The 25840-nt window shown below is 54.8% G+C and carries 19 protein-coding genes and 1 riboswitch; of the genes, 13 read left to right on the top strand and 6 right to left on the bottom strand.

Features of this window, described 5'->3' with window-relative positions; genetic code table 11:
- Window positions 1–32 precede the first annotated feature (32 nt).
- Window positions 33–3536 carry a hypothetical protein gene (locus tag IPM61_03545; GenBank protein MBK8910380.1) on the top strand — a complete coding sequence of 1168 codons (3504 nt, stop codon included), beginning with the start codon at window positions 33–35 and terminating at the stop codon, window positions 3534–3536.
- A gap of 154 nt (window positions 3537–3690) precedes the next feature.
- Complete coding sequence (locus tag IPM61_03540) at window positions 3691–6150, top strand: AAA family ATPase (GenBank protein ID MBK8910379.1); 2460 nt, start codon at window positions 3691–3693, stop codon at window positions 6148–6150.
- Here the strand turns inward: IPM61_03540 and IPM61_03535 are convergent.
- A complete protein-coding gene (locus tag IPM61_03535; GenBank protein ID MBK8910378.1) occupies window positions 6083–6490 on the bottom strand; it encodes an IS630 family transposase in 408 nt (135 codons plus the stop codon). The genes IPM61_03540 and IPM61_03535 overlap by 68 nt on opposite strands.
- Before the next feature lie 107 nt (window positions 6491–6597).
- Window positions 6598–7107, bottom strand: a complete 510-nt coding sequence (locus IPM61_03530) for a winged helix-turn-helix domain-containing protein (protein MBK8910377.1) — start codon at window positions 7105–7107, stop codon at window positions 6598–6600.
- A 142-nt stretch (window positions 7108–7249) separates the two neighbouring features.
- On the opposite strand from IPM61_03530, the gene IPM61_03525 reads away from it, so the two are divergent.
- From IPM61_03525 to IPM61_03510, 4 genes are all read left to right on the top strand, one after another.
- Window positions 7250–7699, top strand: a complete 450-nt coding sequence (locus IPM61_03525; GenBank protein MBK8910376.1) for a hypothetical protein — start codon at window positions 7250–7252, stop codon at window positions 7697–7699.
- A 102-nt stretch (window positions 7700–7801) separates the two neighbouring features.
- Window positions 7802–8053: a hypothetical protein gene (locus IPM61_03520; GenBank protein MBK8910375.1), complete on the top strand. Its 252-nt coding sequence runs from the start codon at window positions 7802–7804 to the stop codon at window positions 8051–8053.
- Window positions 8050–8856, top strand: coding sequence for an IS630 family transposase (locus IPM61_03515; protein MBK8910374.1), 807 nt, complete (start codon window positions 8050–8052; stop codon window positions 8854–8856). The genes IPM61_03520 and IPM61_03515 overlap by 4 nt, the downstream gene beginning before the upstream one ends.
- Before the next feature lie 66 nt (window positions 8857–8922).
- Entirely contained in the window at window positions 8923–9399 is a 477-nt protein-coding gene (locus IPM61_03510) for a tetratricopeptide repeat protein (GenBank protein ID MBK8910373.1), read from the top strand.
- 79 nt (window positions 9400–9478) lie between these two features.
- Here IPM61_03510 and IPM61_03505 read toward each other — a convergent pair whose 3' ends face one another.
- Both IPM61_03505 and IPM61_03500 read right to left on the bottom strand, forming a co-directional pair.
- Complete coding sequence (locus IPM61_03505; protein MBK8910372.1) at window positions 9479–10987, bottom strand: interferon alpha-inducible IFI6/IFI27 family protein; 1509 nt, start codon at window positions 10985–10987, stop codon at window positions 9479–9481.
- A gap of 71 nt (window positions 10988–11058) precedes the next feature.
- A complete protein-coding gene (locus IPM61_03500; GenBank protein MBK8910371.1) occupies window positions 11059–11730 on the bottom strand; it encodes a sigma-70 family RNA polymerase sigma factor in 672 nt (223 codons plus the stop codon).
- Between the two features lie 417 nt (window positions 11731–12147).
- Between IPM61_03500 and IPM61_03495 the strand changes: the two genes are divergently transcribed.
- Window positions 12148–13878, top strand: coding sequence for a T9SS type A sorting domain-containing protein (locus IPM61_03495; GenBank protein MBK8910370.1), 1731 nt, complete (start codon window positions 12148–12150; stop codon window positions 13876–13878).
- A 152-nt stretch (window positions 13879–14030) separates the two neighbouring features.
- Here IPM61_03495 and IPM61_03490 read toward each other — a convergent pair whose 3' ends face one another.
- Window positions 14031–15077, bottom strand: a complete 1047-nt coding sequence (locus IPM61_03490; GenBank protein MBK8910369.1) for a M48 family metallopeptidase — start codon at window positions 15075–15077, stop codon at window positions 14031–14033.
- A gap of 464 nt (window positions 15078–15541) precedes the next feature.
- Here IPM61_03490 and nadA point away from each other — a divergent pair, with 464 nt between their 5' ends.
- On the top strand, window positions 15542–16564 hold the full coding sequence (gene nadA, locus IPM61_03485) for a quinolinate synthase NadA (GenBank protein MBK8910368.1): 1023 nt from the start codon (window positions 15542–15544) through the stop codon (window positions 16562–16564).
- Between the two features lie 230 nt (window positions 16565–16794).
- Window positions 16795–18183: a T9SS type A sorting domain-containing protein gene (locus IPM61_03480; protein ID MBK8910367.1), complete on the top strand. Its 1389-nt coding sequence runs from the start codon at window positions 16795–16797 to the stop codon at window positions 18181–18183.
- 280 nt (window positions 18184–18463) lie between these two features.
- Here the strand turns inward: IPM61_03480 and IPM61_03475 are convergent, their stop codons facing one another.
- Complete coding sequence (locus IPM61_03475) at window positions 18464–20302, bottom strand: peptidase M3 (protein ID MBK8910366.1); 1839 nt, start codon at window positions 20300–20302, stop codon at window positions 18464–18466.
- Window positions 20303–20447: 145 nt separating this feature from the next.
- Window positions 20448–20548, top strand: a riboswitch (TPP riboswitch).
- Between the two features lie 128 nt (window positions 20549–20676).
- Between IPM61_03475 and thiC the strand changes: the two genes are divergently transcribed.
- From thiC to IPM61_03455, 4 genes are all read left to right on the top strand, one after another.
- Window positions 20677–22536: a phosphomethylpyrimidine synthase ThiC gene (gene thiC, locus IPM61_03470; GenBank protein MBK8910365.1), complete on the top strand. Its 1860-nt coding sequence runs from the start codon at window positions 20677–20679 to the stop codon at window positions 22534–22536.
- A 30-nt stretch (window positions 22537–22566) separates the two neighbouring features.
- Entirely contained in the window at window positions 22567–22800 is a 234-nt protein-coding gene (locus IPM61_03465) for a DUF433 domain-containing protein (GenBank protein ID MBK8910364.1), read from the top strand.
- A complete protein-coding gene (locus tag IPM61_03460; GenBank protein ID MBK8910363.1) occupies window positions 22797–23159 on the top strand; it encodes a DUF5615 family PIN-like protein in 363 nt (120 codons plus the stop codon). The genes IPM61_03465 and IPM61_03460 overlap by 4 nt, the downstream gene beginning before the upstream one ends.
- A 70-nt stretch (window positions 23160–23229) precedes the next feature.
- Complete coding sequence (locus IPM61_03455) at window positions 23230–25833, top strand: ATP-binding protein (protein ID MBK8910362.1); 2604 nt, start codon at window positions 23230–23232, stop codon at window positions 25831–25833.
- The last annotated feature ends 7 nt before the right edge of the window (window positions 25834–25840 follow it).

Genomic DNA, 25840 nt, shown 5'->3' with positions numbered 1-25840 from the left:
TCCTTCTGTCCACAACCTTTTGCGGAGCAGCTATGAAGATCCGATTTCTCCTTCCGATTCTCCTTCCGATGCTACTGCTGGCCACACTGGTGGGCAGGGCGCAAATCAACTACTATGTCTCCTCGGCAGAAGGGAACGACACCAACCCTGGCACGCCAGAGCTTCCGTTCCGGACCGTTGGCCGATGCGTCGGCACTTGGAACGACACGGTGCAGGTGAACTGCCATTGTAGCGGCGTTTTTAACGAGGAAGTCATCATCCGCAAGGGGGGGATATCGCCATTGCAACGGAATGGATTGGTGGCGTGGGACACCGATAACGATGGCATACGAAGCGACGAAACGTTTGTGCTGGATGGAGAAGGAACGCGCAACATCGCCATTGACGTTGCGATTGGTGCGCGGCCCGATAACGTTGAAATCGGTTGGGTGGAGTTCCGCAACTATCAGCCCGATGGCGGGTGTGGGGGAAGTAGCGGCGCGCATTTTATCCGCATGAACTGCTACGGAGCCGACGGTTGTGCCGATTGGCTGGTTCACGACAACACGTTCGGGAACCTTGCGCAGTTCTGCAATGTGGCGGCGGGGCAGGTGGCGATTCAGCCCGCAAACGCGCCAAACCTGGTGGTGGAATCCAACCGTTTCGACTCCATCGGTGGCTTCATCATGGGGAACATTCAAGGGGCGGGGATTCGGTTCCGCAACAATATCGTTGGGATTGTCGGGACCGGGATCAGTGCGTCGTCGGCAACGATTGATGGAATAGAAATTTCCGGCAATCTGTTCAACTGCGACGGCAACGGAGTAAACGCCCCGGGAAGCAGTGCAACCGGCCCGCAAAGTGCCATCAACTTCAGCGATAATATCCAGGGAAGCGTTATTCGGAACAACACGTTCAACGACTGCGTCACCTGTATCTACTTCGGCACCACCCCCGAAACCGGCGAACGGGACAACAGCAACCACGTGGTGGAAGGGAACATCATTCGCAGAAGCGAGCGGGTAACGAACCGCTATGTTGCGCCAATCGTTATCAAGGATAAAGGAGGGGTGGCCATAAAAAACGGCGCGGCAATCAAGGTGCGGGACCTGACGTTTCGGAACAACGTTATCCTGAATACTTCCAACCCAACAAGCTGGGTGCAAGGCGCAGCAGTGGATATTACTTCTGGCCACCCGTATCCATTTAACAACAACATCACGTTTGCCAACAACACGACGCATGGTTTCCTGTGGGGCGTTCGGGTTGATGAAGCGTTAATCGGAACAACCCCGTATGCGAACCAGACCAACGGAGTGACGCTGGTGAACAACATTTTCAGCGGTATCCGCGACGCGCAATTCACGCTGAACACCAGCGGGATATGGATTGGTCCACCCCCAGCGAACTGGGTCAGCAACCACAACACCTTCTCCACCGTGGATAAATTCGCTTGGGGGCGTGCGCGCACCCTTGCCGCGTGGCAAGCACTGGCGGGGAACGATAGCAACTCAACGCTCTGTTCACCCTCCTATGAAATTGATGGGCGTGGCGTGTTCCGGCTGCTTCATACCGACGTTTGCGCAACCGACCGTGGCGCAACGCTATCGGAATTTGCTGCCGATATTGATGGGGACCCGCGGCCAAACGGTGCGGCTTGGGACATTGGGGCGGATGAATTCAACGGGGCAAAAAACTACTACGTGGCTTCGTGGGGAAGCGACCTGAACCCTGGAACGCCGCAAGCTCCGTTGCGCACCATCCAGAAGTGCGTGGACAAATGGAACAACAGCGATTGGATACGCTGCCGTTGCGCAGGGGTTTTCAACGAGGAAGTGGTGGTTCGTGCCGGGGGCCCCGCGCCGGACCGCCGCAATCAAATTATTGCATGGGACACCGATGCCGACGGGAACCTTGCCGACGAGCAGTTTGTGATAGATGGGCAAGGGGAGCGGAACATCGCCATTGAAGCCGCATTTCCGCAGCGTCCAGACTATGTTGAAATTGCTTGGGCAACGCTCCAGAATTTTGAGCCGGACACGTGCGGCCATGATACTCCATCGCTCTTCATCAAGCTGAAATGCTCTGGGCTGAACGGTTGTTCGGATTGGTGGATTCACAACAACACTTTCAAGAATTTGCGGCGATTTTGCGACGCCGGTTCTGCCAGCATTGCTATCCAACCTTCGTACACGCCAAACTTGTTGGTGGAGCAGAATATCTTCGATTCCGTTGGCGGATTTATCATGCGGTATGTGGATGGGCCGAACATTCGGTTCCGTGATAATGTTGTAAATATCAATGCCACCGGATTGAAGGCGTGGGATAAATATCTCAGCAATTTTCAGGTAACCGGGAACGTGTTTAACTGCGACGGCAACGGCTACAACAACCCGAACACCCCCGGCTGCGGCCTTCAGACCGCCGTCAACATCAGCGATAATGGCCAGGACGTGCTGATTGGCAACAACATCTTCAACGACTGCGTGACGGCAATCAACCTGGGAACCGACACCCGCTACGGCCACCGCGATGTTACCAATGTGGTGATTGAAAACAACCGCATGCACCGTGGCGATGCCGTATGCCACCTGTACACGCCAATGATAAAGGTGGAGGACATCAGTTCCTACTCCACAACTTCACGTGATAGCATGGAGGTTCGCAATGTCATCATGCGGAATAACATTATCGCCTATCATGGCACACCAAGCAAGCAGCTTGGCGCAGCGATTGATCTTGCTGCCGGCCACGACCACGATTTTACCAGCAATTTCACAATCACGGGAAATACAATTCAGGGGTATTATTACGGGATAAAATTCACCGAAGCAAAGAAAAGCGCGACCGTGCCATACCCATACCAAATAAACGGTGTCGTGCTGAAAAACAATATCCTTACTGGAGTTCGTGATGCACAGCTAACCATGAGCACCAATGGGGCTTGGATCGGCACCGGGCCACGTGGCGTGGTCAGTGATTACAATACCTTCTCAACAATTAACCGATTCCGGTGGGGCGGCGGGAACAGGACGATTGCAGAGTGGAGATCGCTCACCGGCAACGACAATCACTCAATGGTTGGCTCGCCACAATTGTATGTAGGTGGGGATGGTATCTACCGGCTTCATCCAGCCGACACAGTGGCGCGCGATAAAGGAACGATCATCAGCGAGCTATCGTCCGATATTGATGGCGATGCGCGCCCCTATGGCTCCGGGGTTGACATCGGAGCCGATGAGGAGTCAGGAAACGTTGCCGTTCCAAAATTTATGCCGCCAGCATCTGGCAACCCTATAACAATTCAATGGCATGTATATCCAAACCCAGCAGCAAATTTTCTTACTATCGAGACGGAGGAAATGGAAGAGGGGGAGCTATCGGTGGAACTGCTGACAGTCACTATGGAGCAGGTATTGGCCGGCTTCAATGGGAAGGTGGCTTCCGGAAAACAACGATTCGACCTTGATGTAAGCATGGTGCCAGCGGGCAACTACATCGTTGCGGTTCGCACTGCTTCGGGCTGGGGATACCAACGGGCAACAATCATCCGGTAAAAAAAACGCCCGCTGCCCCGCCAGCCAATTTCTCCGCCCTGTGAAACAGGACATGGGGCGGAGGGCCGGGAAGGAGTCCGGCTGCACACGCAGCCGGACTTCGCTATTGTAGATGACTCCGTTCAATCAAGCTAACAAACCAGTTTACACGAAGATGGCAAAGAAATTCGAAGCCTTACAATCTACTGAACGCGTGATTGTTCCGGAGGCATTAACAGGGTTTTTAAATCATGGAATATTGCCATTTACAGGGCGTAGCCGTGAGATAGAGATGCTGGTTCAGTTTTGGCATCAGGCACCCGACGAGCAAGGGTTGCAGGCGGCTCTGGTGCTTGGCGAAGCTGGAATGGGGAAAAGTAGGGTGATAGATGAATTAATTCCTCATATCACCCACAATGGTGGGATTGTTTTGCGGGTGAAGCTGTTTACCGGAAGCACCTTATCGTTAGCACAGCTGCTTGCAAAAGCAATCCGAACAAACCTTGGTGTTCGCACGTTGCTTGCGGGCCACGTGGAGGATACCATTGGTAGCGTGACCACCGCATTACAAAGGTTAGTTAAGCTGCGCCCAGCATTATTGGTAATCGAGGATATTCACTGGTTGCCAGCCGAATTATTGATGGAATTAGCGGGCTTCTTGGAAGGAATGTCGCAGGAATATCTACGCGTAGTATTTCTGGCTCGGCCAGTAGTGTTCGATGCACGCGGCATAATTGAACGCTATCTAACAACCGAGATAGCAATGAAAGGGCTAAACGCAGAAGAGGTTGAAGCATTATGGGAGCGACTATTCATTTCGCGTGGCGAAGAGGAATGCATACGTGTACTTCACGAAATAAGCGGTGGCAATCCGTTGGCACTCCGTTCAGCGTTGCGCGGTGCCGTGCATTCAAAATTGATCGGAATTGAAAGCATGGGCGGTTCGCGCTGGAAAGTGTTATGCCCGTTACCTGTTTTGAAATCGAATATCAGTCGTTTTGTTGAGGTGCTATCGGATGGGTTAGCAGCACACCTTACCAGCCAGGAGTTAGATTCCGCTCGACAATTAGCAGCCTTAGGTGAGATTATCTCCCCGGAAGCTGCTGCAATAATGATAGATAATTCCAAGTTGGTGATAGAGCAACTTATCCATAAGGGGATTCTGGTTCCCGTGCTATCTGTTTCGTTGGAAATAGAGAAAGAATTTGAACAATCAGCATATGGTTTTACTCACACACTGCTTCATCGGCATCTGTTAAAACAAAGCAGTGGCAGTTCTGTTCAGCTAATGCGCATTTTAGCAGAAAATATTCCAATTCATTCAATTCAGTTATTTGAACAATTACAGGGAGTATCTTTGGAGCAAATCCCTAACGACTCTATTGCAGCAGCATTTGATAACTGGGTGAAAAGACCACCAGATATATGGGTTAGCCATGGAAGCCAAGCTGCAGTTGTAGTTCTAGATACATTGAAATGGCTGTTGGACGCGGCACCAAGCACAGTTGCGAATGTGCGATATCGCGAAATCTATTTACGCCTTACCACCTTGATGCTTGCCCACATGAAGTCTGGGCTACAGGATTGCCAAGGTGAAGCTCGCCGCTACGCTGAATTGACAGCAAACCCTACAACAGTTGAGGAAGCCCAGCAATACCTGTATGGTTGCTCCTACATGATGTGCATTGAGGGGGAACAAACAGGTAAAATCCCAATATACTGGTGGAATGAATGGCAAAAAAGCATCGAAAAATTTCCAGCATGGAAAGGCTCCATAGAGTATATGGTTATCTATGCTTCCATGCTTCATAGCACATTGCTATTAACCGGGGATTTCGCATTGTTGCGAGCAAATGAGGATGAAATAATGAAGTTGATATTTGATGAATCATATCCTGCTGAATTTAGAGAGCAGATAATTCTGCACCTTTCTGCTCAGTATTTTAATATGTTTGAGAATGACAGGGAGTATAAGCATAGATTGCAATTAATTCAGCTGTATGAAAAAAACATAAAAAACAAAGAGTGGGCAAATGTGATGTTCGTTAGAAATTATATGCCTTTTTTATTTTCTACAGGACAGTTTGGTGATTTTCAAAAATTATTGAAATCAACGATACCGTTATTGGTAAGCCATCAGCTGAATCGTGGCCAAAACCAATGGTCATACTGGGCTAAGCTCTCTGATTCAGCATTTGGCATCCCGATTCAATCAGCTTCACACGCAGCCGAGCCATACCGTACTTCGGAGCATATTTTCCCGAGTGCCCAGCATCGCTTAGCTAAGGATACTGTCCTGTTTAGCATCTTGCTTGATGAGTACCAGTGGGCGCGCCAGTATATGCACCAGCATGAAATAGAGCTAAGCGAACTTGATCTTTCAGCTCAAATCTTGATCCTGCTTGCTGAAGATCAAGTTGAGAAAATTCCTGCAATAGAGTTCTCCCGTCACCTTGATGGGCTGTTTCGTCAGTTATGCCAAGTGTTTAGTGCCAATGCAGATATTGCAACTGTCGCAGATCACTTCAGCAAAATTTATATACTCACTGCAAAGAGGTTTGCGAAAATCAGAGCACGTGGAAATTCAGGGTTAGAAGTCTCTCTAACTCTGGGCGGTACTCCTCAATATCGTTGAAAAATCTTCGGATAGCTCCACGAAATTCATCCTTCGTTTCATAATACCTCCTGTCTATTACCTTCTTCCTCATGTATTTCCATAATCGCTCAATTAAATTCAAATTCGGTGAGTAACTCGGCAAAAATACCTGCTCTATTCGCGATGATGATAACCACTCCCGCAAACGACGACTCCGATAGTATCTCGCGTTGTCGCAAATCACTCTGATCCTTCCACTCGGATGCTTCCGCTCTAAGGCTGCATACAACTCAATCGTTGATTCACTATCCACCCGCTCGCTTTCCACCACCTCCACATCTCCCACATCATGCGCGTTCAATGCCGCGTTGATGTTCACACGTTCCCGACCCGTGTTCGATCGCACTTCATACCGACTCCCCGACTTGATCCACCCGTAACTGCTCCGTGTGTTGTGCTGAGGATGCACCGCATCACTGAAATACACTACCCCACCTTCCTCGCCTTCACCCCTATCAGCAAGCAATCCCGCCAGACGTTCAAGAAATTCCTCCTGCTCCGCTCGATTCCCCTCGATGACACCAGACTCGTCTTCTTGTACACAAAGCCCAGACGCTTCAGCAATGCTACCATCCCGCTCTCCGTATATCGCACACCATAACGCTCGCACACCAACTCCACTACCTCCTTCGATGTATGATGCAGATGTCCCTCCAGTTCCTTCGATACAGCTGATGCCTGTTCACCGCTCAGCTTCCCACCATAGCACACATACTTGTCTTCTATGTAATCCTCAAAGCTCTTTGATGCTCGATACCCTTCGGCATACCGATATATCGTCGAATTATCAACACCCAACGCAAAGGCCGTCTCGCCAACGCTAAATCCCCCGTCAAGCATCAGCAGCGTCGTGATCTTCACATACCGACGCTTCTCTTTCTCCATTCGCTGCAATTTCCGCAGTTGTGTCCGTAATTCCTCCGTAAGTTCTATCATCTCTTCCCTCTATCTATTCAATGACTACTATCTTTTCCCTAACGTAACCCCATCATCCCTTTTTCGCAAACTACTTTATTTCGAGTATAACAAGCCTGTTTTGCGTGTGCATGATGTGCTAATTATTCAGGCAACAAACTGCTTGCTGAAATTAATAGAACAGCAGCATGGCATTGCATCAATACAGCATTTGCACCAGAGCATCTCTGATAATCTGACCTCTACATTGCAATGGATGAAATCGCGAAACCTGGTAGCCTTTATTCCCCCATTCTTAAAAAGTTATGCAGGGATACTTGACCCTGACTTCCTGATTCAACAGAGCAATTCTATCAAGGAAGAAATTGCCGAGGTGCTATCGAATGAAAACGTTGATGGGACCAAACCTATTCAAATAACCGTCTTGGGTGAAATTACTGTTCAGAAAATAGGTTCGGAACCACTTCCATTACGGGGTGCTCGTAATCGTACCTTGCTTGCGTTGCTGGTCGCTGTGCAAACAATGCGCCGACCTCCATCCGCTGAAGATTTCTACGAGTTGGCTTCTGGTGTTGCAGGGGATGTGTCCTATAGTATAGGACATAACTTTTGAGAAAAGAAATAGGGTTTATTATAAGAGAAGATAAGAGATATTGGGGGGGATATGTGGAGAGGTATACCACGTACATTCAACAACTACTATCGGGGAATAACCATGGCACTGAATAAACAGATTGAGGAACCGGAACTGTTGTCGGAATTTCTTAAGGAATATAGGGTTGGACCGGAATCATTCAAGGTGTTAGTCCTACGGCTTGTGCATGAATTGCAGGATGTGAGCCGTGTTTCGAGCATCACCGGTGTTCCAGCACCGACGCTGTATGAGTGGATCGCGGAATGGAATAAAAAAAAACGGCATCACTTCGGTCGCGTCAAGGGGAAGGGGGCGGAGCACGGGGACGATTGACGGCAGAACAGTTCGAGGAGTTGTGCCGGAAACTGCGTTCGGAGCAGCGATTGTGGACAACCAGAGAGCTTCAGGAGTATTTGCAGGAGCGATGGGGCGTGAGGTACAGTCTGCGTCAAGTCCGTCGGATTGCTCGGCGTTGTGGACTTGGGTATCGGAAGCCGTATGTGTTGGACGAACGCCGTCCGGAGGATGCAGAATTGCAATTGAAGCGAGTGCTGCGGAAGGTGGTGAATGGTCTTGCCAATAAAGGGATTGCGGCATCGGATGTGGCGATCGGATATGCCGATGAATCGTCGCCTCAGACGCGGTGTAATCGTGTACGGTATTGGAGTTATGGGGATTGCCGAGTGCGGGATTATCATCAGAAGTGGCGGTGCAACACGTTTGGGTTTTACGCGATTCGTGGGAAGAGCGTGGTGCGGGGCTTAGTGTCATCGCGGAGCAAGGATATGGTGGAGCAATTGACAGAGATTCGGGAAGCGAATGTGGGATACAAGCGAGTGATTGTGGTGTGGGATAATGTATCGTCGCACAAGACGGAAGAGGTACGGGAGCATGCGAAGATGATAGGGATAGAGTTAGTGAATTTGCCGGTGTACTCACCGGATTTAAATCCTATCGAATATGTTTGGAAAGGGGTACGTCGTCGGATAGCGGAGAGTGGGATTATACGGAGTCGGGAGGAGATGGTATTGCGAATCAAGTCGGCATTTGAGGAGTGTGTAAAGTTTCGGAGTTATGCAAAATCATGGATAGAGAAATTTTACGAACCGATTTTCAAGGTATCATTGAGGATGTAATTTCTTTCACGAAATAATCCATCCAACTTTTATGGAATGTTATGTCCCGCACTATACGCCCAGCACATGACAAGAAATGCGATGTCGCGTCTAAAAGGGCTTGTCGGTAAAAATTCGATTGTACGCCGCTCTGGGCTGCCACGCCTAAACATGGATATTGTGCACGTTGATATAATAGAAATACAACAGGAACTCCAACAAGTTTTAAAATTAATTGGTGAAGGAGAAGCGTTCCAAGCCTACAGCCTTACAAAGAATGTGCTGGCCAGCATTGGAACAAAGGTTCTGTACCCAACCCAGTATGAACCATTTTTTGAAATTGCCCGTGAGAATTTTGAAAACTCCTTGCGCAATGCCATCCTCTCGGTTGCACGCCTACTTATCGAAGAACGTGACCACGACCATGCAGAGATAATTTTACAGAGTGGGATTGAGGTTTTACCGCAGGACCAGGAAGTAGTGGATCGACTTGCTGAGGTGCTAGTTGCTTTGAACAGAAGTGCTGAGGCCGAGCGGCTACTTGCTGAAATGGAGTATCGGTAATTGAAGAAATCAGGAGATCAAAACTGGTCTGACAAAAAAGGGAGCCGATTGGCTCCCTTTTTTGTCTAGTATCTACCCACTATGGCTGCTCGGCACTATTCTCCGGCTGTTGCTGTTGTGGCTTCTGTCCTTCCCGCAATTGCCGCAGCAAGCTGTCGGCTTGTTGAAGTTGCTGGCGGGCGTGCTCCAGGATTTCCTGCGTCCGAATAATCACCACTTGCCGGGTGTTTGGATTTGCCTTCACGACGTGAACTGAAGAGCCAGTATCGTTCAGCAGGATGTCCATTCCATTCTTCATCCCCCTTGCTTCATTGGCTTGCACGCGTGGCCTTGCGATCCGCACTGGCGCAGCGGCGGCTGGCTCCGGTATCGGAATTCCCGCCGCAATTTCTGAATGCTGTGGAATCGCAAGCATTTCGGCAGGGAGCAAGCCTTGCAGCTCCTGGAACTCGGGCGAATCGAACAGATCAACCACTACCTTGTTCGATTGCAGCACCACAGGGTCGTTCCTGCATGCCATCGTTAATGCTACTGTTTCGCTTTCCTCGGGGAATGCTTCCGGCTGGATAATCACTGGAAAAGTGCGTAACTCCCATGAGTTCCAGGCTTGCTGGGAAACAGAAGTTGCCGAGGGGATCACCCGCCGTGGTGGCATTGCGTTGCCGATAACTCGGTGCCATCCCTGCTGAACAACGTTTGCTTGCATGGCTTGGGTTTGCTGCTGGAACTGGGCAACCTGTGTTGCCCGTGCTGCCCGGAATTCGGCAAGTCGGCGGTGTTCCTCGGCAAGCCGCGTGTTAATCTCTGGGCGAAGGCTCCGTTCGCGAAGCAGGCTCACCAGCCGCTGGCGGTTGTTCCAGATGTCGTTCCGCAAGCCGATGAAGCCGTTCGGGAACGCCTTGACGGAATGCCGAATCGCTTGCTCGACGGTGTCAAGTTGCGGCGTTTCTGCAAGGTTCACTTCGTGGAATTGCCTGGCCAGCTCTTTCGGTTTTCCCCGATGGAGTTCCAGCCGGAAGGAATCGTTCCCCTCGGTCTGGACCGTCAGGTAGCGGTTGCGGTTGGGGTCAATCGGCAGCGTCCCTTTCACCGCAAAGCCCACAAGCTCATCGGGGGTCATCGAAGGGACCACAAGGCTTCCGGTGTCGGCAGCCGCCGCAACGGGAAGGGCTGATGGAGTTCGGGCGGCAACCGCAGGGCGAACGTTGCTGCCGGAGTTGTCAATCCGGCCCCCGCCAAAATTCAAGGCCATCACCACCCCAATGCTTGCCGCAGCGGTGGCGATTCCGGCCATCCCCCACGATCCAGCAAACAGGCCATGCACCGCAGTGGTTTTTCCTGCGGCGGCGGCAATGCTGCTTCCGGTAAGTTTTGCGGAGAAGGCTGCGCCGGCAATCCCGGCACCAAGAACTGGAGGGAATGCTTCGTGGGCCACGTTCCGCAGGCTGCGAAGATCGTTCAGATACGCTTCCGCATCCTTCGAGCGGGCAAGCAACCCCTCGGCAGTCTGCCGTTCGGCACTGCTGATCTCGCCATCCAGGTAGCCCGATAGCAAAGTTCGTTCGGTATCGGAAAGTCTATGATTCATCATCGAAAATCGGTCGTCGGTTGTCGGTCAGTTGCAATCGCTTGTGTTGGCAAAAAGCATCGCTGCTTTTCTTACACTTCCCCCCGGATATACGGCATCAACTCCTCCCGCAAGCGGTCGCGGGCGCGGGCTATTCGGGATTTGATCGTCCCCATCTCCACCTCAAAAATCTCCGCTAACTCCTTGTAGCTTATTTCTTCCACTTCCCGCAGATAGAGCAACATCCGGGTTTGCGGCGGAAGCCGTTTCATTGCCAGCCGGACCGCCGCGCTGCGCTCGCCCGACTCCAAGTGCTCGCCGATTTCCAGCGATGGTTGCTCCGATGGATTGGAAGCAAACCAATCATCGAAGGAGAAGAATCGGCGCAGCTTCATCTTCCGCAGCTCATCGCGGCAGCGGTTGACGGCCACGGTGTACAGGTAGGTGGAGAAGGAGGCATCGCGGCGGAATTTTGGGAGCGAGAGATAGACCTTGATGAAGATTTCTTGCACCAAATCTTCAACCTCGATCCCGTTGCCGATAATGGAGCTTACCAGCCGGATCACCTTGCCACGGTAGCGGTTCACCAGCTCATCGAACGCTGGCAGCCGCCCGCCAATGGCTTGGTCCAGCAGGGTGGCGTCGTCCAAAATCCCCATGGGGGCGTGGCCGTTCACCTCGGACGCGCTTGGCGCGACCCGTGGCTCGGCACGGAAGCCATTAACCTCTGCCGAAAGAAGTGTGCTACCAGTAATGCTACCCATGGGCAAGTAAAAAAAACGCAAGGCCGGAAACGTTGCTCAGGGGGTTGGGACGGGGGAGCGGTTGGGATGTTCCTTCTCTGGCTCGCCCGTGCCACAACTCTAAACAATAGCCGAAGTTCTGACGCACCGTTGCGGTATAAATTTGGAGAAATGTTGGCAATCACAAATGCCTGGGGCAACCGCCGGGGCTGCCGCAACGGGGCGGAAGTCGGTTGCCATTTCGGCGCGCAACGCCCCTTGCAACGTTGCGTGGGAACATCCCGATACCGCTGCCGTCACAACGCCCAGATGACCGGAAAGGGAGCCAGCGTTTGCTGCACCGGACAACTGAACAACGCCAGCCGGAAGCCTGCTAATCGTTCCGTACCTTTGCAGAAAACGAATCACAGACCAATCCATTCCAGGAGGAGTAAAGCGATGAGAAAGGGAGTTTTGCTACTTGGTGCTGCCCTGCTGACGGGGGCAATCCCGCTATCGGCCCAAACCACGGAAACCACCGAAACCACGCCAATGCCGGAGACCACAAAAACCATGTGGTATGATTCCGCCACGGGCGCACGGCACTTCAAGGTTGAGCAGATCACCAACGACAACGGTGTTCAAAAGAAAACAGTGCAGCAGGTAGTTGTGCGGAGTAAAGGCGCTGGCGGCGCGGCTTCGGTGGTGGTCAGCGATAGCGTCTCCATGGAAGATGTGCTGATCGAAGCCGGTGGTGAGGGGAAGAACGTTGTGCGGCTTCGGCGGATGGTCCCCCCCAATGCCACGGCAACAACGTGGACAACGGACAGCACCACCATGATCCAAGATGTCCTGGTGAACACCGATGACGCAAGCCACGTGCAGTTCTACGATATCCACATGGATGCTCCGCAGATACTGCTGAACAGCGACGAAGGGGATAGCGAACTCTCCATCGAGCAGATGGATATGCCTGCTGGAATGGAAGGCCAGCCGCAGATTATAACGGTTGATATTCGCGGGGAAGAAGATGGGGCGGGTCAGGTGATCGTTGGCGACCCATCGCAACTCCAATTCGTTGACATTCAGAATGCCGAGAATGTCAGGATTGAAGGGGGATCGGCAACAATGGAAGCGGAGCTGGAGAAACTGATGGAGGAACTGAAAGCCCGCGATGGCGAACTGAAAGAAGTGCTGGAGCAAACAAACCCAGAATCAAAAAAAGTGCGGAAGGAGATTCGCATCGTTCGCCGCTCGCTCGATTCGGCACAGATGCTGATGGAGCTGGCTCGCGAAGAAATGGCCAAGCTGGACGGGAACAAAACTGTGCGCACTATCAGGAGCGTTGCTCACCCCACAAAATGCGATCCGGCAATGATGAGCTGGATGCGCCAGCTGTGGGAAGTTGCTCCCCCCAATGCCCCAGCCCCGCCAGCAGTGCGCCGTTTCCGGTTGAGAACGGTTCCACCCGATGCTCCGATTCCACCGGACGCTCCGGTTGCACCAGTTGCCCCGGTTCCGCCGCTTCCACCCGATGCTGATGTTCTTATCAAAGCCTTCAGCTGCCCGCAGATGACGATTCTCAGTGGCGACTCGGTGAGCATTGTTGAGGAAAAAAATGGCGAGCGGGTGGTGCGGGTGTTCGAGCTTGGCAACCGCGACACCACGCTGATTATCAACGAAACCGACAACGATGGCACGCACCGCACCATCACCCTGTTCAACGGCCCGCTGACGATGATGAACACCGGCAGCAAAAACCTGCGAGTGATCTGCATGCGGGGCGACTCGATGGTGGCAAACGTTGACCAAAAAGTGATCGTGATTGGCCCGCGCTACGCTGAAGCAAAACAGATGCTGGAAACCATGAGGCAGAATGAGGAGAAGCCAGAGGCGATGGCCAAATCCGCCGCTGCGGTCCGCACGGCGGGGTATATGCTCCATGACGCAATGCCGAACCCAGCCAACGGATCGGTCACGGTGAACTTCACGCTGCCCCAGGCTGGCCAGGCCACGTTGGAGTTGTACGATGCCAACGGAACGGCAGTGAAGAAAATGGCCGACGGCGACCACACCGCGGGCGACCACTCCGTCACGTTCGACACCAGCGACCTTTCCAGCGGAACGTATTTCTACCGCCTAACCAGCGGAAATTTTGTGCAGTCGAAAGCCCTGCAAGTGGTGAAGTAACATCACCCACAACAGCAAGGAGCAAGCAGTGCCGGAGAACACAAAGGCCACCAATGTTGGTGGCCTTTGTTGTTGTATCGGTCTTGCTTCCGGCGGTTTGCTCCGTTCGGAAATCTTCCCCCTTCCTCTTCCTTCTTCCCACGGAACGCTATCTATTTCTTCCCCCCATTTCCAAAAATGGAGTCGAATACTTCTTTCGCTTTCTTCCCCACCTCGCCGGCGGTTTCCCCCATGTTGGCAGCGGCGTTGCGGAGGGTCTCGGTTAAGGGGTCCTGCGATTTGTTGATGTCATCTTTGTACTGGTTGGCTGCGTCGCGGATGTCGTCGCGGACGCTGGCATCTTTTTCTTGGTCGCGGTGGATGTATTCCCCTGCCAGAATCTTCCCGTACGCGCCGCTGTCCACCCATGATTTCAACTCCGTCAGCCGAATCACCGGGAACGGATGGGTTTGGCCCAGCAGGTTCAGCAGCTTGAAGACGCTGTCCAGAACGGTCCCCCCTTTTTCGTACTCGGCAGCTTGCAGGAAAAACTCGTTGTAATCCATCTGCTCGATATGCCGCCCGCCCGCCATTTTCATCAGGAGTGCGTAGCTGACGTTCGGGTCCTGAGTCACCAAGATTTCGGCGCGGTCGGCACTTAGCTCGCTTTTCCGGTCCCACTCCCGCAGCGCCGCAATAATAGCAAAGATGGAAGCGTTCCCCAACGGAATGCTGCTGGCAAACACCGAGAACCGAAGCAGCAACGCCAACAACGTTTTGTACAGAACGTGCCCGCTTAGGCAGTGGCCCAGCTCGTGGGCCATCACCGCAAGCAATTCTTCTTCGTTCAGGGAATCAAGCAGCGAGGAATTCAGGACGATGAAGGGGCGTTCAACGCCGATAGCGCCGGCGTTCAGGAATGGGCTTTGCGAGACGAACAGCTCCGGCTTTTGCCGAACGTCAAGAATTCCGCAGGCTTCATCAAACAGCAAGCTGACTTTGCCGAACTGCTGCTGGGTGACGCGGACCGCCGAGGCAAGGGAGATAAGGCGGATGGAACGCTCGGTGGTGGCTCCAATAAATTTCTGAAGCAACAAATCCAGCCCGGGAACCTTCCGTAACGCCGAAAGTGCGGCACGGTCGGCGGGATGTTCCCACGAACGTGAGCTGATGTCGGGGAATTTGATTTTGTGCTTGCGGATGCTTTGTGCGTTGTCCATGTCCATGTCCATGTTCGTATTCCGGTTGTATTGGTAATCGTGCGTTGTGCAAAAGCCTGTGGTGCGGTTGCGCCTGTGGTGCGTTGGGGGCACCACAATGGCGGCTGGCTACGGGGCAATATTGCGCGAAGTTGCGGGGGCGGAAACTGCCCCACCACACAAACGCTTAAGGCCCTCCCCAGCGTTCCCAGTTGATGCACGGTGCTGCCTTCCTCTTGCGTGACCGATGCCTGCTGTGGCAATCATGTTTTGGCAATCATACCAACATTTGCTCATTGCTGCGCACTGGTTGGGCGGTTGGCCCGCATTATTCTTCTTCCGTCACCGATTGCAGAACATTCACTGCTGGCGGGAACAACGGAAAGGAATAGTTTTGGGGCACCCTGAGCAGAAAGGGGGGGGGAGGAGTGCAGGGAAGGGAACATCACAGGGGAACCCACTGATTTTTTTGAGAAGGTGACACCATGACCCAGACCGAGCCGCTAACCGCCCCCATTGCCCGCGCCACCGAAGAACGTGGGGCCATCACCATTGACCAGATTGATTTGCGGCTTGACCTTGAAGCCGAAATCCGGCGGCTGAAGCAGCAGATGAACGCGGTGATCCTGGCCCACTACTACCAGGAATCGGAAATCCAAGACATTGCCGATTACATTGGCGACTCGCTGGAGCTTTCGCGCAAATCGCAAACCACCAACGCTGATGTTATCGTCTTCGCTGGCGTTCATTTTATGGCCGAGACGGCAAAAATTGTCAACCCGGCCAAGCAAGTCCTGATCCCCGACATGGCCGCCGGATGCTCCCTTGCTGCCGGATGCCCCCCGGCGGAGTTCCGCAAATTCCGCGAAGCCCACCCGGACCACATCGCCGTCACGTACATCAATTGCTCGGCCGAGGTGAAAGCCCTTAGCGACATCATCTGTACCAGCAGCAGTGCCGAGACGATCATCAATAAAATTCCACGCGGGCAAAAAATCATCTTTGCTCCCGACCGCAACCTAGGGCGGTATCTGATTCGAAAAACCGGACGCGATATGCTGCTGTGGCAAGGGGCGTGCATCGTCCACGAAACCTTCAGCGAACGGAAGATTCTGGAGCTGAAGGCGCGCCACAGCAAAGCATTGCTGATTGCCCACCCGGAGTGCGAAGAAACCTTGCTGGCTCATGCCGATTTTATCGGCTCCACCAGCGCGTTGCTGAAGTTCACCCACGATGCCATTGCCGATGAGTTCATCGTCGCCACCGAGTCGGGGATCATCCACCAGATGGAGAAGCTCTCGCCGGGGAAGCGATTTATCCCCGCACCCCCGGAAAACGAAAACTGCAACTGCAACAACTGCCCGTACATGAAGCTGAACACCATGGAGAAAATCTACCTGTGCATGGTGAACCGCTCGCCGGAAATCGTCATCCCCGAAGATGTCCGCAGCAAGGCGCAGTTGGCGTTGGATAGGATGCTAGAGATGAGCAAAGTCGCCCAAGACTAACGCTGGCAACCGCGCCCGCCAACGCCGGGCCGTGATTGCCGGGAAGGGGCGCGATCGTTGATGTTCCGAACAAAGGAGTGTGCGGCTGAAGCGGCTGCAAACTCCTTTTTTTTCTTCCCGAATTGTTGGTTGTATCGTTTCCGTGGCTCTGCTGTTGTTCCCCCAACAAGCGTATCGAAAACCATCAAGACAGCTACCGCAACGCTTATTTATCTATGAGGAAAACAGCGATGAGACGACACGCGCTCTTTGCACAACTACTGGCGTTCCTGGTAGGAATTCTGTTCTTGGTTGGGACCGCAACTGCACAACCCTACGGTGGAAACGACCCCACCGGAAACGATCCCTCCATCGAACGCCTGACGGCGATTCTTGACTCCCTTGCTGGCGGCACTTTCAGCGGAAACCCGTGCGACCTAACGCCGGAACAACGCAAAGCCTTCGACCGCATAGCCCGTGAAGAATTTGGATATGAGTTCGGCTGGAGCGACCTACGATGCGACAGCACTGGCGGGGGCGATCCCTGGATGGATTCCTGCTCCAAGCGTGTCGGCGAGCTTCTGGACTCACTTTCCGGCGGGACCTTCAACGGCGACCCCTGCGCCCTACCCCTGGAGCAACGCATCGCCTTCGACAGCATCCTGCAGGCCGAGTATGGCTTCAGCTTCGGCTGGGGTGATATTGATTGCGACGGCACCGGCGGCGGGGACCCGACGAAGGATCGAATCATGGAGATTATTGACTCGGTTTCTGGCGGCAGCTTCACGGGGAACCCGTGCGACCTGACGATGGAGCAACGGCAGGAGATAGATCGTCGGATTCAAGAGGAGTTCGGGTTCAACCTCGGCTGGAGTGATATTGATTGCGCTGGCGGCTGGGATCCGACGAAGGATCGAATTATGGAGATTGTTGACTCGGTTTCTGGCGGCAGCTTCACGGGGAACCCGTGCGACCTGACGATGGAGCAACGGCAGGAGATAGATCGTCGGATTCAAGAGGAGTTCGGGTTCAACCTCGGCTGGGCAAGCATCAATTGCGACGGTATCGGTGGGGGCGACACGGTGATTGTGGATGACCCGTGTGGCGATCTAACACCAGAACAGCTTCTGGCGATCTGCCGCATTTTGGAGGAGGTGGCCGGCGCAAACTTCACTGGCGACATCTGCGACCTGACGCTGGCACAACGCCAAGAAATTGACCGCCGGATGATGGAAGAAGTGGGAATCAGTTTTGGGCTTGCCGACTTCCCCTGCGATGGCATTATCAGCGGCGACCCAACCGGCGGCAGCAATAGCGGGAAGGCCTACCAAACGCAGCAAGCGATTGCACGAATGGCAACCATCAACCGCCAGGAGAAGGTTGAGGGGGTGACGCTCCATCCGAACCCGGCACGCACCTCCGCCACCGTCACCTTCACCATGAACCGGACTGCCCAAGCAACGATTGCGGTGGTGAACGGCCTGGGCGAAACGGTGATGACCCGCCCATTGGGGACGCTTGCCAACGGCCAACACACTGCCGATCTGGACCTGAGCAGCATGGGGGCGGGGGCGTACTTCGTGAAGGTGCAGCTGAATGGGCGCACCATCCAAACTACGCCGTTGCGGGTGGCCCGCTAACGCGCCCACCAGCGGAATCCAACACAGGAACAACCGGTGCCGAAACTCCCACTCCCCGCCGCGAACTACCCTGGTAGTTGTCTTGATGGAACACGCGGTGGGGAGGGGAGAATAGGCAAGTGAGAACAGGGAGGGGACGAGATAGAGTCTCCCCCCAAAAAACAGCAACTGGCTTGAACCCACAAGAGGGTATCAAGCCAGTTGTTTTTTCGGCGAATCAGTTCCGGAGTTGGCGTTGGGGGCTATCAGCTTCCCCAAATGCCAGCGTTGTTTGCTTGGCTTAGTTGGTTGCGGTTTCGGCGTGGTGGATCCACTCCGCAAATTTCTGGCTCATCGCCTCGAACGATCCTTCGCGCTGGGTGCTGGCCACCAGCGTGTCGCCATGGACGATGGAGATGGTGGCATCCAAATCAATCGCCCCGGTATGTTTTGGGATTGACGGCTCGGCAGCAATCATCCGTTCGGCCTCGGCAGTGGCTTCTTCCATCGAGCGGTTCACCTGCGCCACAATCGCCCGCGCCGAAAACGGCTCCCCGGTCATCTGGTGCACCAAGTCAAGAAACGAGCGTGAGTTCCCCGGATTCCAATATCCCTTTGCAAGATCTGGGCCGATGTTGGGATTGTCCAGCAAGTGCCCGTCGCGGCGCAGGAAGAAATCGCGGGTTTGCGCCACCGCCATTTCGGCCAACACGTAGCCGTGGTAGTAGGCCGATGCCTCGCCAGCCAACAAATGGGGCACCGAAAGAATTGGCCGTGGGGAATCGTTCAGCAGCAAAATCTGCCGCTCGGCCTGGCGCAGTGCCGATACGATATTGGCCGGAGTAAGCTCCGCTTCCGGCATTTCGTAAATGGCGCGCTCGCCGTAGCTCACCACCATAATCCGGCGAATCTGGAAGGCGCGGAACCGGTGGTTTTTTGCCAGCAACTCCATCATCAGCGTGCGCGGCATTGGGTTGCCATCGGCATCGTGGGCGTAGCGGCTCATCCAGTCGGGGTCCTCCATCAGGCTGTCCATAAACATGGATTGCGTCTCGGCATACGCCACCGATGTTGGCGTGAACTCCTGCGAGAAACATGGGGCCGGCATGGTGATGTTCGCAAAGTGGGCGGCGTGCCCCCCTTCGTGCAGCAGGGTGTTCATTGCCCGCTCGCCGCTTCCGGTTTGGCCCGGGACCGCGTTGGCCGTGAAGTTGATCCGCGCCGGAAGAAACGTGCCGCGGTCAACGTAGCAGGGGAAGGGGCCGTGCATGAACCCGTTGTCGTGCTTGGTGGGGCGGCTTACCAGGTCCAGCTGCATTGTTGCGCCGCCGTAGCGCACCCCCATTGCCGCAAATGAACGCCCCCACCGGTTCAACGCGTCGCCGAAACGGTGGTACGGGTCAACCGCGCTGGTTAAATCGCCGCTGGTGAGATAGTCGAAATTCCACCCCTGGAACGCCGCCGCCCCGGCCTGTTCGGCCAGCCCGTCAATCGAACGCTGGCAGGCATCGCGGGTGTCGCGCTCAAGCTCATCCAACAACTCGAATAATTTCCGTTTGGAGAAGCCCTCGTTCAGGGTGACTTTGTAGTCGTAGTAATCTTCGTAGCCAAGCATCCGCGCCAGCCGGTTCCGCTCCTTCACCACCTCGATGAACCCATGCGACAGCACGAACGGCTCAATCGAGCGAAGCCCTTCCCACGCGGCGCGGCGTTTTGCTTCGTTGGGTGAGGTCTGCACCAGCAGGTTCAGCTGCAGCGAGTTGGCCGCAATAAACTGGCCGGTGTCGGGGTCGGTGTAGCCAAGCTCCATCCCGCCGCGTACGCGGTTCAGCTCCCCTTCCATCTCCACAATTTTTGCGGCCAGCGCCTTTGCCTCTGCGCTTTCGATTGCGTTTGCTTGGAAGAACCGGACCCATCCTTCCAGGCCTGTGCGTTCTTCCGGGGTAAGGTCGCTCCGCTCCAGTTCGGCGCGGAGTTTCGGGAGCATGGCGGCATCGGTGATGAACGCTTGCAGCTGAATCTCCTTTGCCTCGAAGTCACCCGGGACCGATTCTTTCAGTCCCATTTTTTCGGCCCAGAAGGCTTCCTCTTTTGCGGAGTGCAGCCGGATGTATTGCTCGTTGAGTTCGTGGAGTAGCATGGTGGAATTGGATAAATTTTTGAATGATGTTCGGGGCAAAAATAGTGGTTTGGGGTCGTTCTGCTGCGGGGGGGAAAGTTGCAGAAGGTTCGATTTCCCCCGCGCCCATTGCATCCCACGGCTGAATGCCGGATATTGCGCCCGAACAAGCTGCCAGGGGTGTCCGGCAATCGTTGCTGGACTGAGATGATACCCTTTGAACCTGATCCGGTTTGCACCGGCGAAGGGAGGCCGGCGGTGCTTTCTTTCTGGTTGGCACGCCATGATTCCGTCACCTTCCTTCCCCGCCGCCGAATCTTTTATTTGGGTAGAAATCACACGCAGGCGGCAATCGCGAAACAACGCACGCAGCAACCGATTAATCAATCATAGCCATGAATACACCAGCCAACGGCAACGCCGCCGAATCCGCAACCTCCGTCCCGCAGTTCCCACGTTCGCGGAAGATTTATGTTGAGGGAAGCCGGCCCGATATCCGCGTGCCGATGCGGGAGATTAGCCAGCACGACACCCCAGCAATGTTCGGCACCGAGCCGAACCCGCCAATCACCGTGTACGACACCAGCGGCCCATACACGGACCCCAACGTCGCGATTGACCTGAAGCAAGGGTTACCCGATGTGCGTGGCGGTTGGATTGCCGAACGTGGCGACACCGAACTGCTTCCCGAATTTAGCAGCCACTACTCACGCGCGCGGATGAGCGACGGCAAAACCGAGCATCTGCGGTTTGAGCATATCCGCCAGCCGCGCCGCGCCAAGCCGGGGATGAACGTCACCCAGATGCATTACGCCAAGCGCGGGATCATCACGCCGGAGATGGAGTATGTGGCGATTCGGGAGAATCTGCGGCTGCAAGAATTGCGCGACGAACGGTTGCTGGCGCAGCATCCAGGGCAATCCTTTGGCGCAAGCATTCCCAACGCCATCACGCCGGAGTTTGTGCGGAGCGAGGTTGCACGCGGGCGGGCAATCATCCCCGCAAACATCAACCACCCCGAGCTTGAACCGATGATTATCGGGCGGAATTTCTTGGTGAAAATCAACTGCAATTTGGGGAACAGCGCAGTAACCAGCTCCATCCAGGAAGAGGTGGAGAAGATGACGTGGGGAATCCGTTGGGGGGGCGACACGGTGATGGACCTTTCCACCGGAAAAAATATCCACGAAACGCGGGAGTGGATTTTGCGCAACTCGCCCGTCCCAATCGGGACCGTGCCGATTTACCAAGCGTTGGAGAAAGTTCACGGCAAGGCCGAGGAGCTTACGTGGGAGATTTTCCGCGACACGTTGATTGAGCAGGCCGAGCAAGGGGTTGATTATTTCACCATCCATGCCGGCGTGCGTTTGGCCTACGTTCCGCTTACCGCGCGGCGCGTTACGGGGATCGTTTCGCGGGGGGGATCAATCATGGCGAAGTGGTGCTTGGCCCACCACAAGGAGAGTTTCCTGTACACCCACTTCGACGAAATCTGCCAGATCATGCGCGCCTACGATGTCAGCTTCTCGCTGGGCGACGGGCTGCGCCCGGGAAGCATTGCCGACGCAAACGACGCAGCCCAATTTGCCGAACTTGAAACGCTTGGCGAGCTAACAAAAATTGCTTGGGAGCATGATTGCCAGGTGATGATTGAAGGCCCGGGCCACGTGCCGATGCAGATGATTAAGGAGAATATGGAGAAGCAGTTGGAGGTGTGCCACGAAGCTCCATTTTACACGCTTGGCCCGCTAACCACCGACATTGCCCCGGGATACGACCACATCACCAGCGCGATTGGGGCGGCGATGATTGGGTGGTTCGGCACGGCGATGCTGTGCTACGTCACCCCGAAGGAGCACCTGGGCTTGCCGAACAAGCAGGACGTGCGCGAAGGGATTATCGCCTACAAGATTGCCGCCCACGCCGCCGATTTGGCAAAGGGCCACCCGGGCGCGCAACGGCGCGACAACGCGCTAAGCAAGGCGCGGTTCGAGTTCCGCTGGGAGGACCAGTTCAACCTTGGCCTGGACCCCGAACGCGCCGTTGAGTACCACGACGAAACGCTGCCAAAGGATTCCGCAAAGGTGGCGCATTTCTGCTCGATGTGCGGGCCACACTTCTGCTCCATGAAGATCACGCAAGACGTTCGCGAGTACGCCCAAACGCACGGCGTAACCGAAGGGAAAGCAATCGAGATTGGCATGGAAGAAAAAGCGAAGGAGTTTGTGGAATTGGGGGGGGAGATTTATCGGTAAGAACATCAACCATACGTTTCCAATACTCCGATGAACGAACTTGATCGAATCACGTTTTCCCCTGACATCATGGGGGGGCGCGCCTGCATCCGTGGAATGCGGATAACCGTCTCGCTGATCCTTACCCTGATTGCCAATGGCATGACGGTGGCCGAGGTTGTTGAAGCCTACCCATACGTGGAGCCGGAAGATATCCAGCAGTCATTGCAGTACGCGGCGTTGCTTGCCGAAGATAGCATCGTCCAACTTCGCCCGGCAGCATGAAATTTCTTGTGGATATGGGGGTGTCGCCGCACGTCTGTGCCGACCTGCGCGCACAAGGGTACGATTGCCGCCACATAGCGGAGGAAGGATTAGAACGATTACCTGATCGTGATATCCTGAGCAAGGCGCGAGAAGAGCATTGCGTTTTATTGACGCATGATTTAGACTTTGCCGAGTTGGTTGCTATAGGGGGGACGCAGTGGCCCAGTGTGATCATTTTCCGGTTGCGAAATATGCGACCGGATAATATTCGCCGTTATTTGAACGAGATATTGCGATTGCACGGCGAAGCAATCGAACGAGGCGCACTAATCAGTGTCACCGAAGGGCAGGCAAGAATTAGACAGCTACCGCTATAATTCTGCAATGCTGCGGGAAAGGGTAGTAAGCCGCACAAGGCATAGGCAGAAACTACCGTAAGAACACGCTATGCATCGAACTCCTTTATCCAACCTTATCCACCATGCGAAGCTGCCGTTTGTTGGGCGCGATGCCCAGCTTGCGGAGCTACGCCGGTTTTGGCAGAACACGCAGCGGCAGTTGCGCGTTGGGCTTGTGGTTGGCGAGGCTGGCGTTGGCAAAAGCACTTTGCTTGAGCGGTTCTTTGCGGAGCTTGGCGACGATTGCACGCGGGCGCATATCCGTTTCACCCCGCACGCATCAACATCGCTGGTGCGTGCGGTTGCCCGTGCGCTTGAGCATAGCGTTGGGGACCAACCGGGATATTCGCACCCACCCCTTGCTTGGCGCACCCCCCATGATCTGGCCGATGCGATTGCCGCCATTGCATCGAACACCCGGCTCCTTCTGGTGCTGGAGGATATCCATTTGCTAAAAGAGGATGGAATCCAGCAGCTGGCGTTGCTGTTGGGGTTGCTTGGCGCGGTGCGGTTGCCAGTGCTGTGCTTGGCACGCCCGTTGCCGTTGGGAGCAATGGAATCGTTGCAGGGGCATCTGGACACCACCATCATGCTGGAGGGATTGCGGGAAAAGGAGATCGTCTCGCTTTGGCATCAGCTGTTCGCCCAGCAGCCACAAGCCGCCATCATTGACTCGATTACCGCCACCACGCTTGGCAATCCGCTGGTGATTCGTTCGGGGTTGCTGCGTGCGCTAAACAGCCAGGCCATCCAGGCCACCGTTTTGCCACAGCGGATGGAGGTCAGCGTGCAGCTCCCTTCGATGCAGGAATCGTTTGCCGACAGCACGCGTTCCATTTCCGGCACAATCACCCAGCACCTTCCGGCAGTGGAGTTGCGACGGCTGCAAACGCTGGCAACATTGGGTGAAGTGTTCTCCACCGAGGCCGCACGCATTGCCATTCCGGAGGCCGAGCAGCTACTCCAAGAATGCCAAGATCGTGGCCTTCTTTCGGTTGCTTCTTCGGCTCATATCTCGCTGGTTCCGACAACTGTTCCTCCATGTTCTTTGCTGTCGTTTTCGCATACGGTGATGCACCGTGAGCTTCTTAGCGAGGCCGCGGCCAATACCGCAGCGTTGTTGCGTGTGGTTGCTTCCGAGCTTCCGCTCTACTCCACCATCCCGTTCTCCTTGCTTGTCCATGCTTCCGATGTTGAACAGTTTGGCAAAGCGGAGTTGCTGGAAGCGTTGCAAGGGATCTATTCCTACTTGGGAGCAGCATATGCTTCCGACGACTGGATGCTTTCGGAAACTCCGTTGCGCGCCGCCGGGCGGCTGATTCAGGCCCTGAACACCATCTGCGAAGGCGACGATGACGAGGCACTGATCGAGGCCCGAATCTCCTTTGTGATGTTGAAGATGGAACGCAGCGCGCGGATTCCCGATGTGCAAGCCTACGGGGAAGAGCTTGCCGAACTCCAGCAACTCACCGCATCGGAGAACCTTCCCCCTGCGCTGCGCCATTACCAGCTTGCGGGGAAATCGGCAACGGCACGGAACCTTGCGTTTTACCAACCCGAACTGCTGCTGGATGCCGTGAAGGACTTGCTGACCGAGGCCCAGCAGTTGCAGCAGCACGCGGGTGGAGCGTATCCAACCGGATTAAGAATCACGCTTGTTGCACTGTTGTCGTTGGGTCGGCGATGCCGCCATTATTCGGCCATATACTGGGCGGCGCAGCATCTGGAGGCCGTGCTGGAGTCGCTGGATTTGCACAACCCGGTGGAGCTTGAGGAGTACGCCGAGACGCTCCCCTTTGTGATGTTTGTGCGCCGTTCCCAAGCCGAGTTCGCAAAGCGATTGCAGTCACTTGCGCGGCTGGAGTCCTTCGGTCCGTTGCCATCGGCTCTACTCTCCACAAAAGGGCATCTGCTGGTGATGCAAGGGGATGCAAAAGCGGGGATTGCAATTTTGGATGAGGTGATACCCAGGATGCAAAAACACCAGTTGTACACTCATCTTATCAGCACCACCGGAACGCTGGTGGCAGCATTGGGGATGCTGGGGGAATCGCTGGAAACGATGATTGAACAAGCCAACAACCTGCTGCGGAATGTCCCCCCAAGCCTTCCCAACATGGCCCTTGAGACCGCCCTTGCCCAAACAGCGATTTTGGCGTACAACATCGAGGATGTGGTGGCGGTTGAGCGGCTCCTTCCCGATGTGCAAAACAAAGCCAACAAGAAGGTGCTGCAATACTTCGCCACCGCCCAGCGCGACGTTGGCCGTATCCAGCAAATGGAGCCACCCTCGCCCGACCCCCGCGACCCCTATCGGGTGATTGCCGATGTTTTTGATTCGGCAGAACTCACCCCTGTGATAGAAGAGCAGATGGTGGAAAAACTGGAAATGGAGATTGTGGAAGTCCTTGATCTTCTGCAGTTCCGCGCACTGCTGCTTGCGGTGGAATGGATGGGGGAGCGTGCCTATCCAATCCAGCAGCGGTTGCTTCCGGTGGCCCAGGAAGGAATCCGTCAGTGGCTGCGCTGGCTGGTGCAGCGGGAAGTGACCCCCTACGCCAGCAGCTTGGTGGAACGATTCGGCGCACTGCTTCCGGCATCGGAAGCGGAGGGGTGGGAAGTGGAGATAGGGGTGTTGGGGAAACAAGCGTAGCCTCCGA

It is taken from the genome of Chlorobiota bacterium, from assembly GCA_016710285.1.
Classification (GTDB): Bacteria; Bacteroidota; Ignavibacteria; order OLB7; family OLB7; genus OLB7.
Note: the sequence above shows the minus strand (reverse complement) of the source record. Positions and strands in the feature narration are given on the sequence as shown.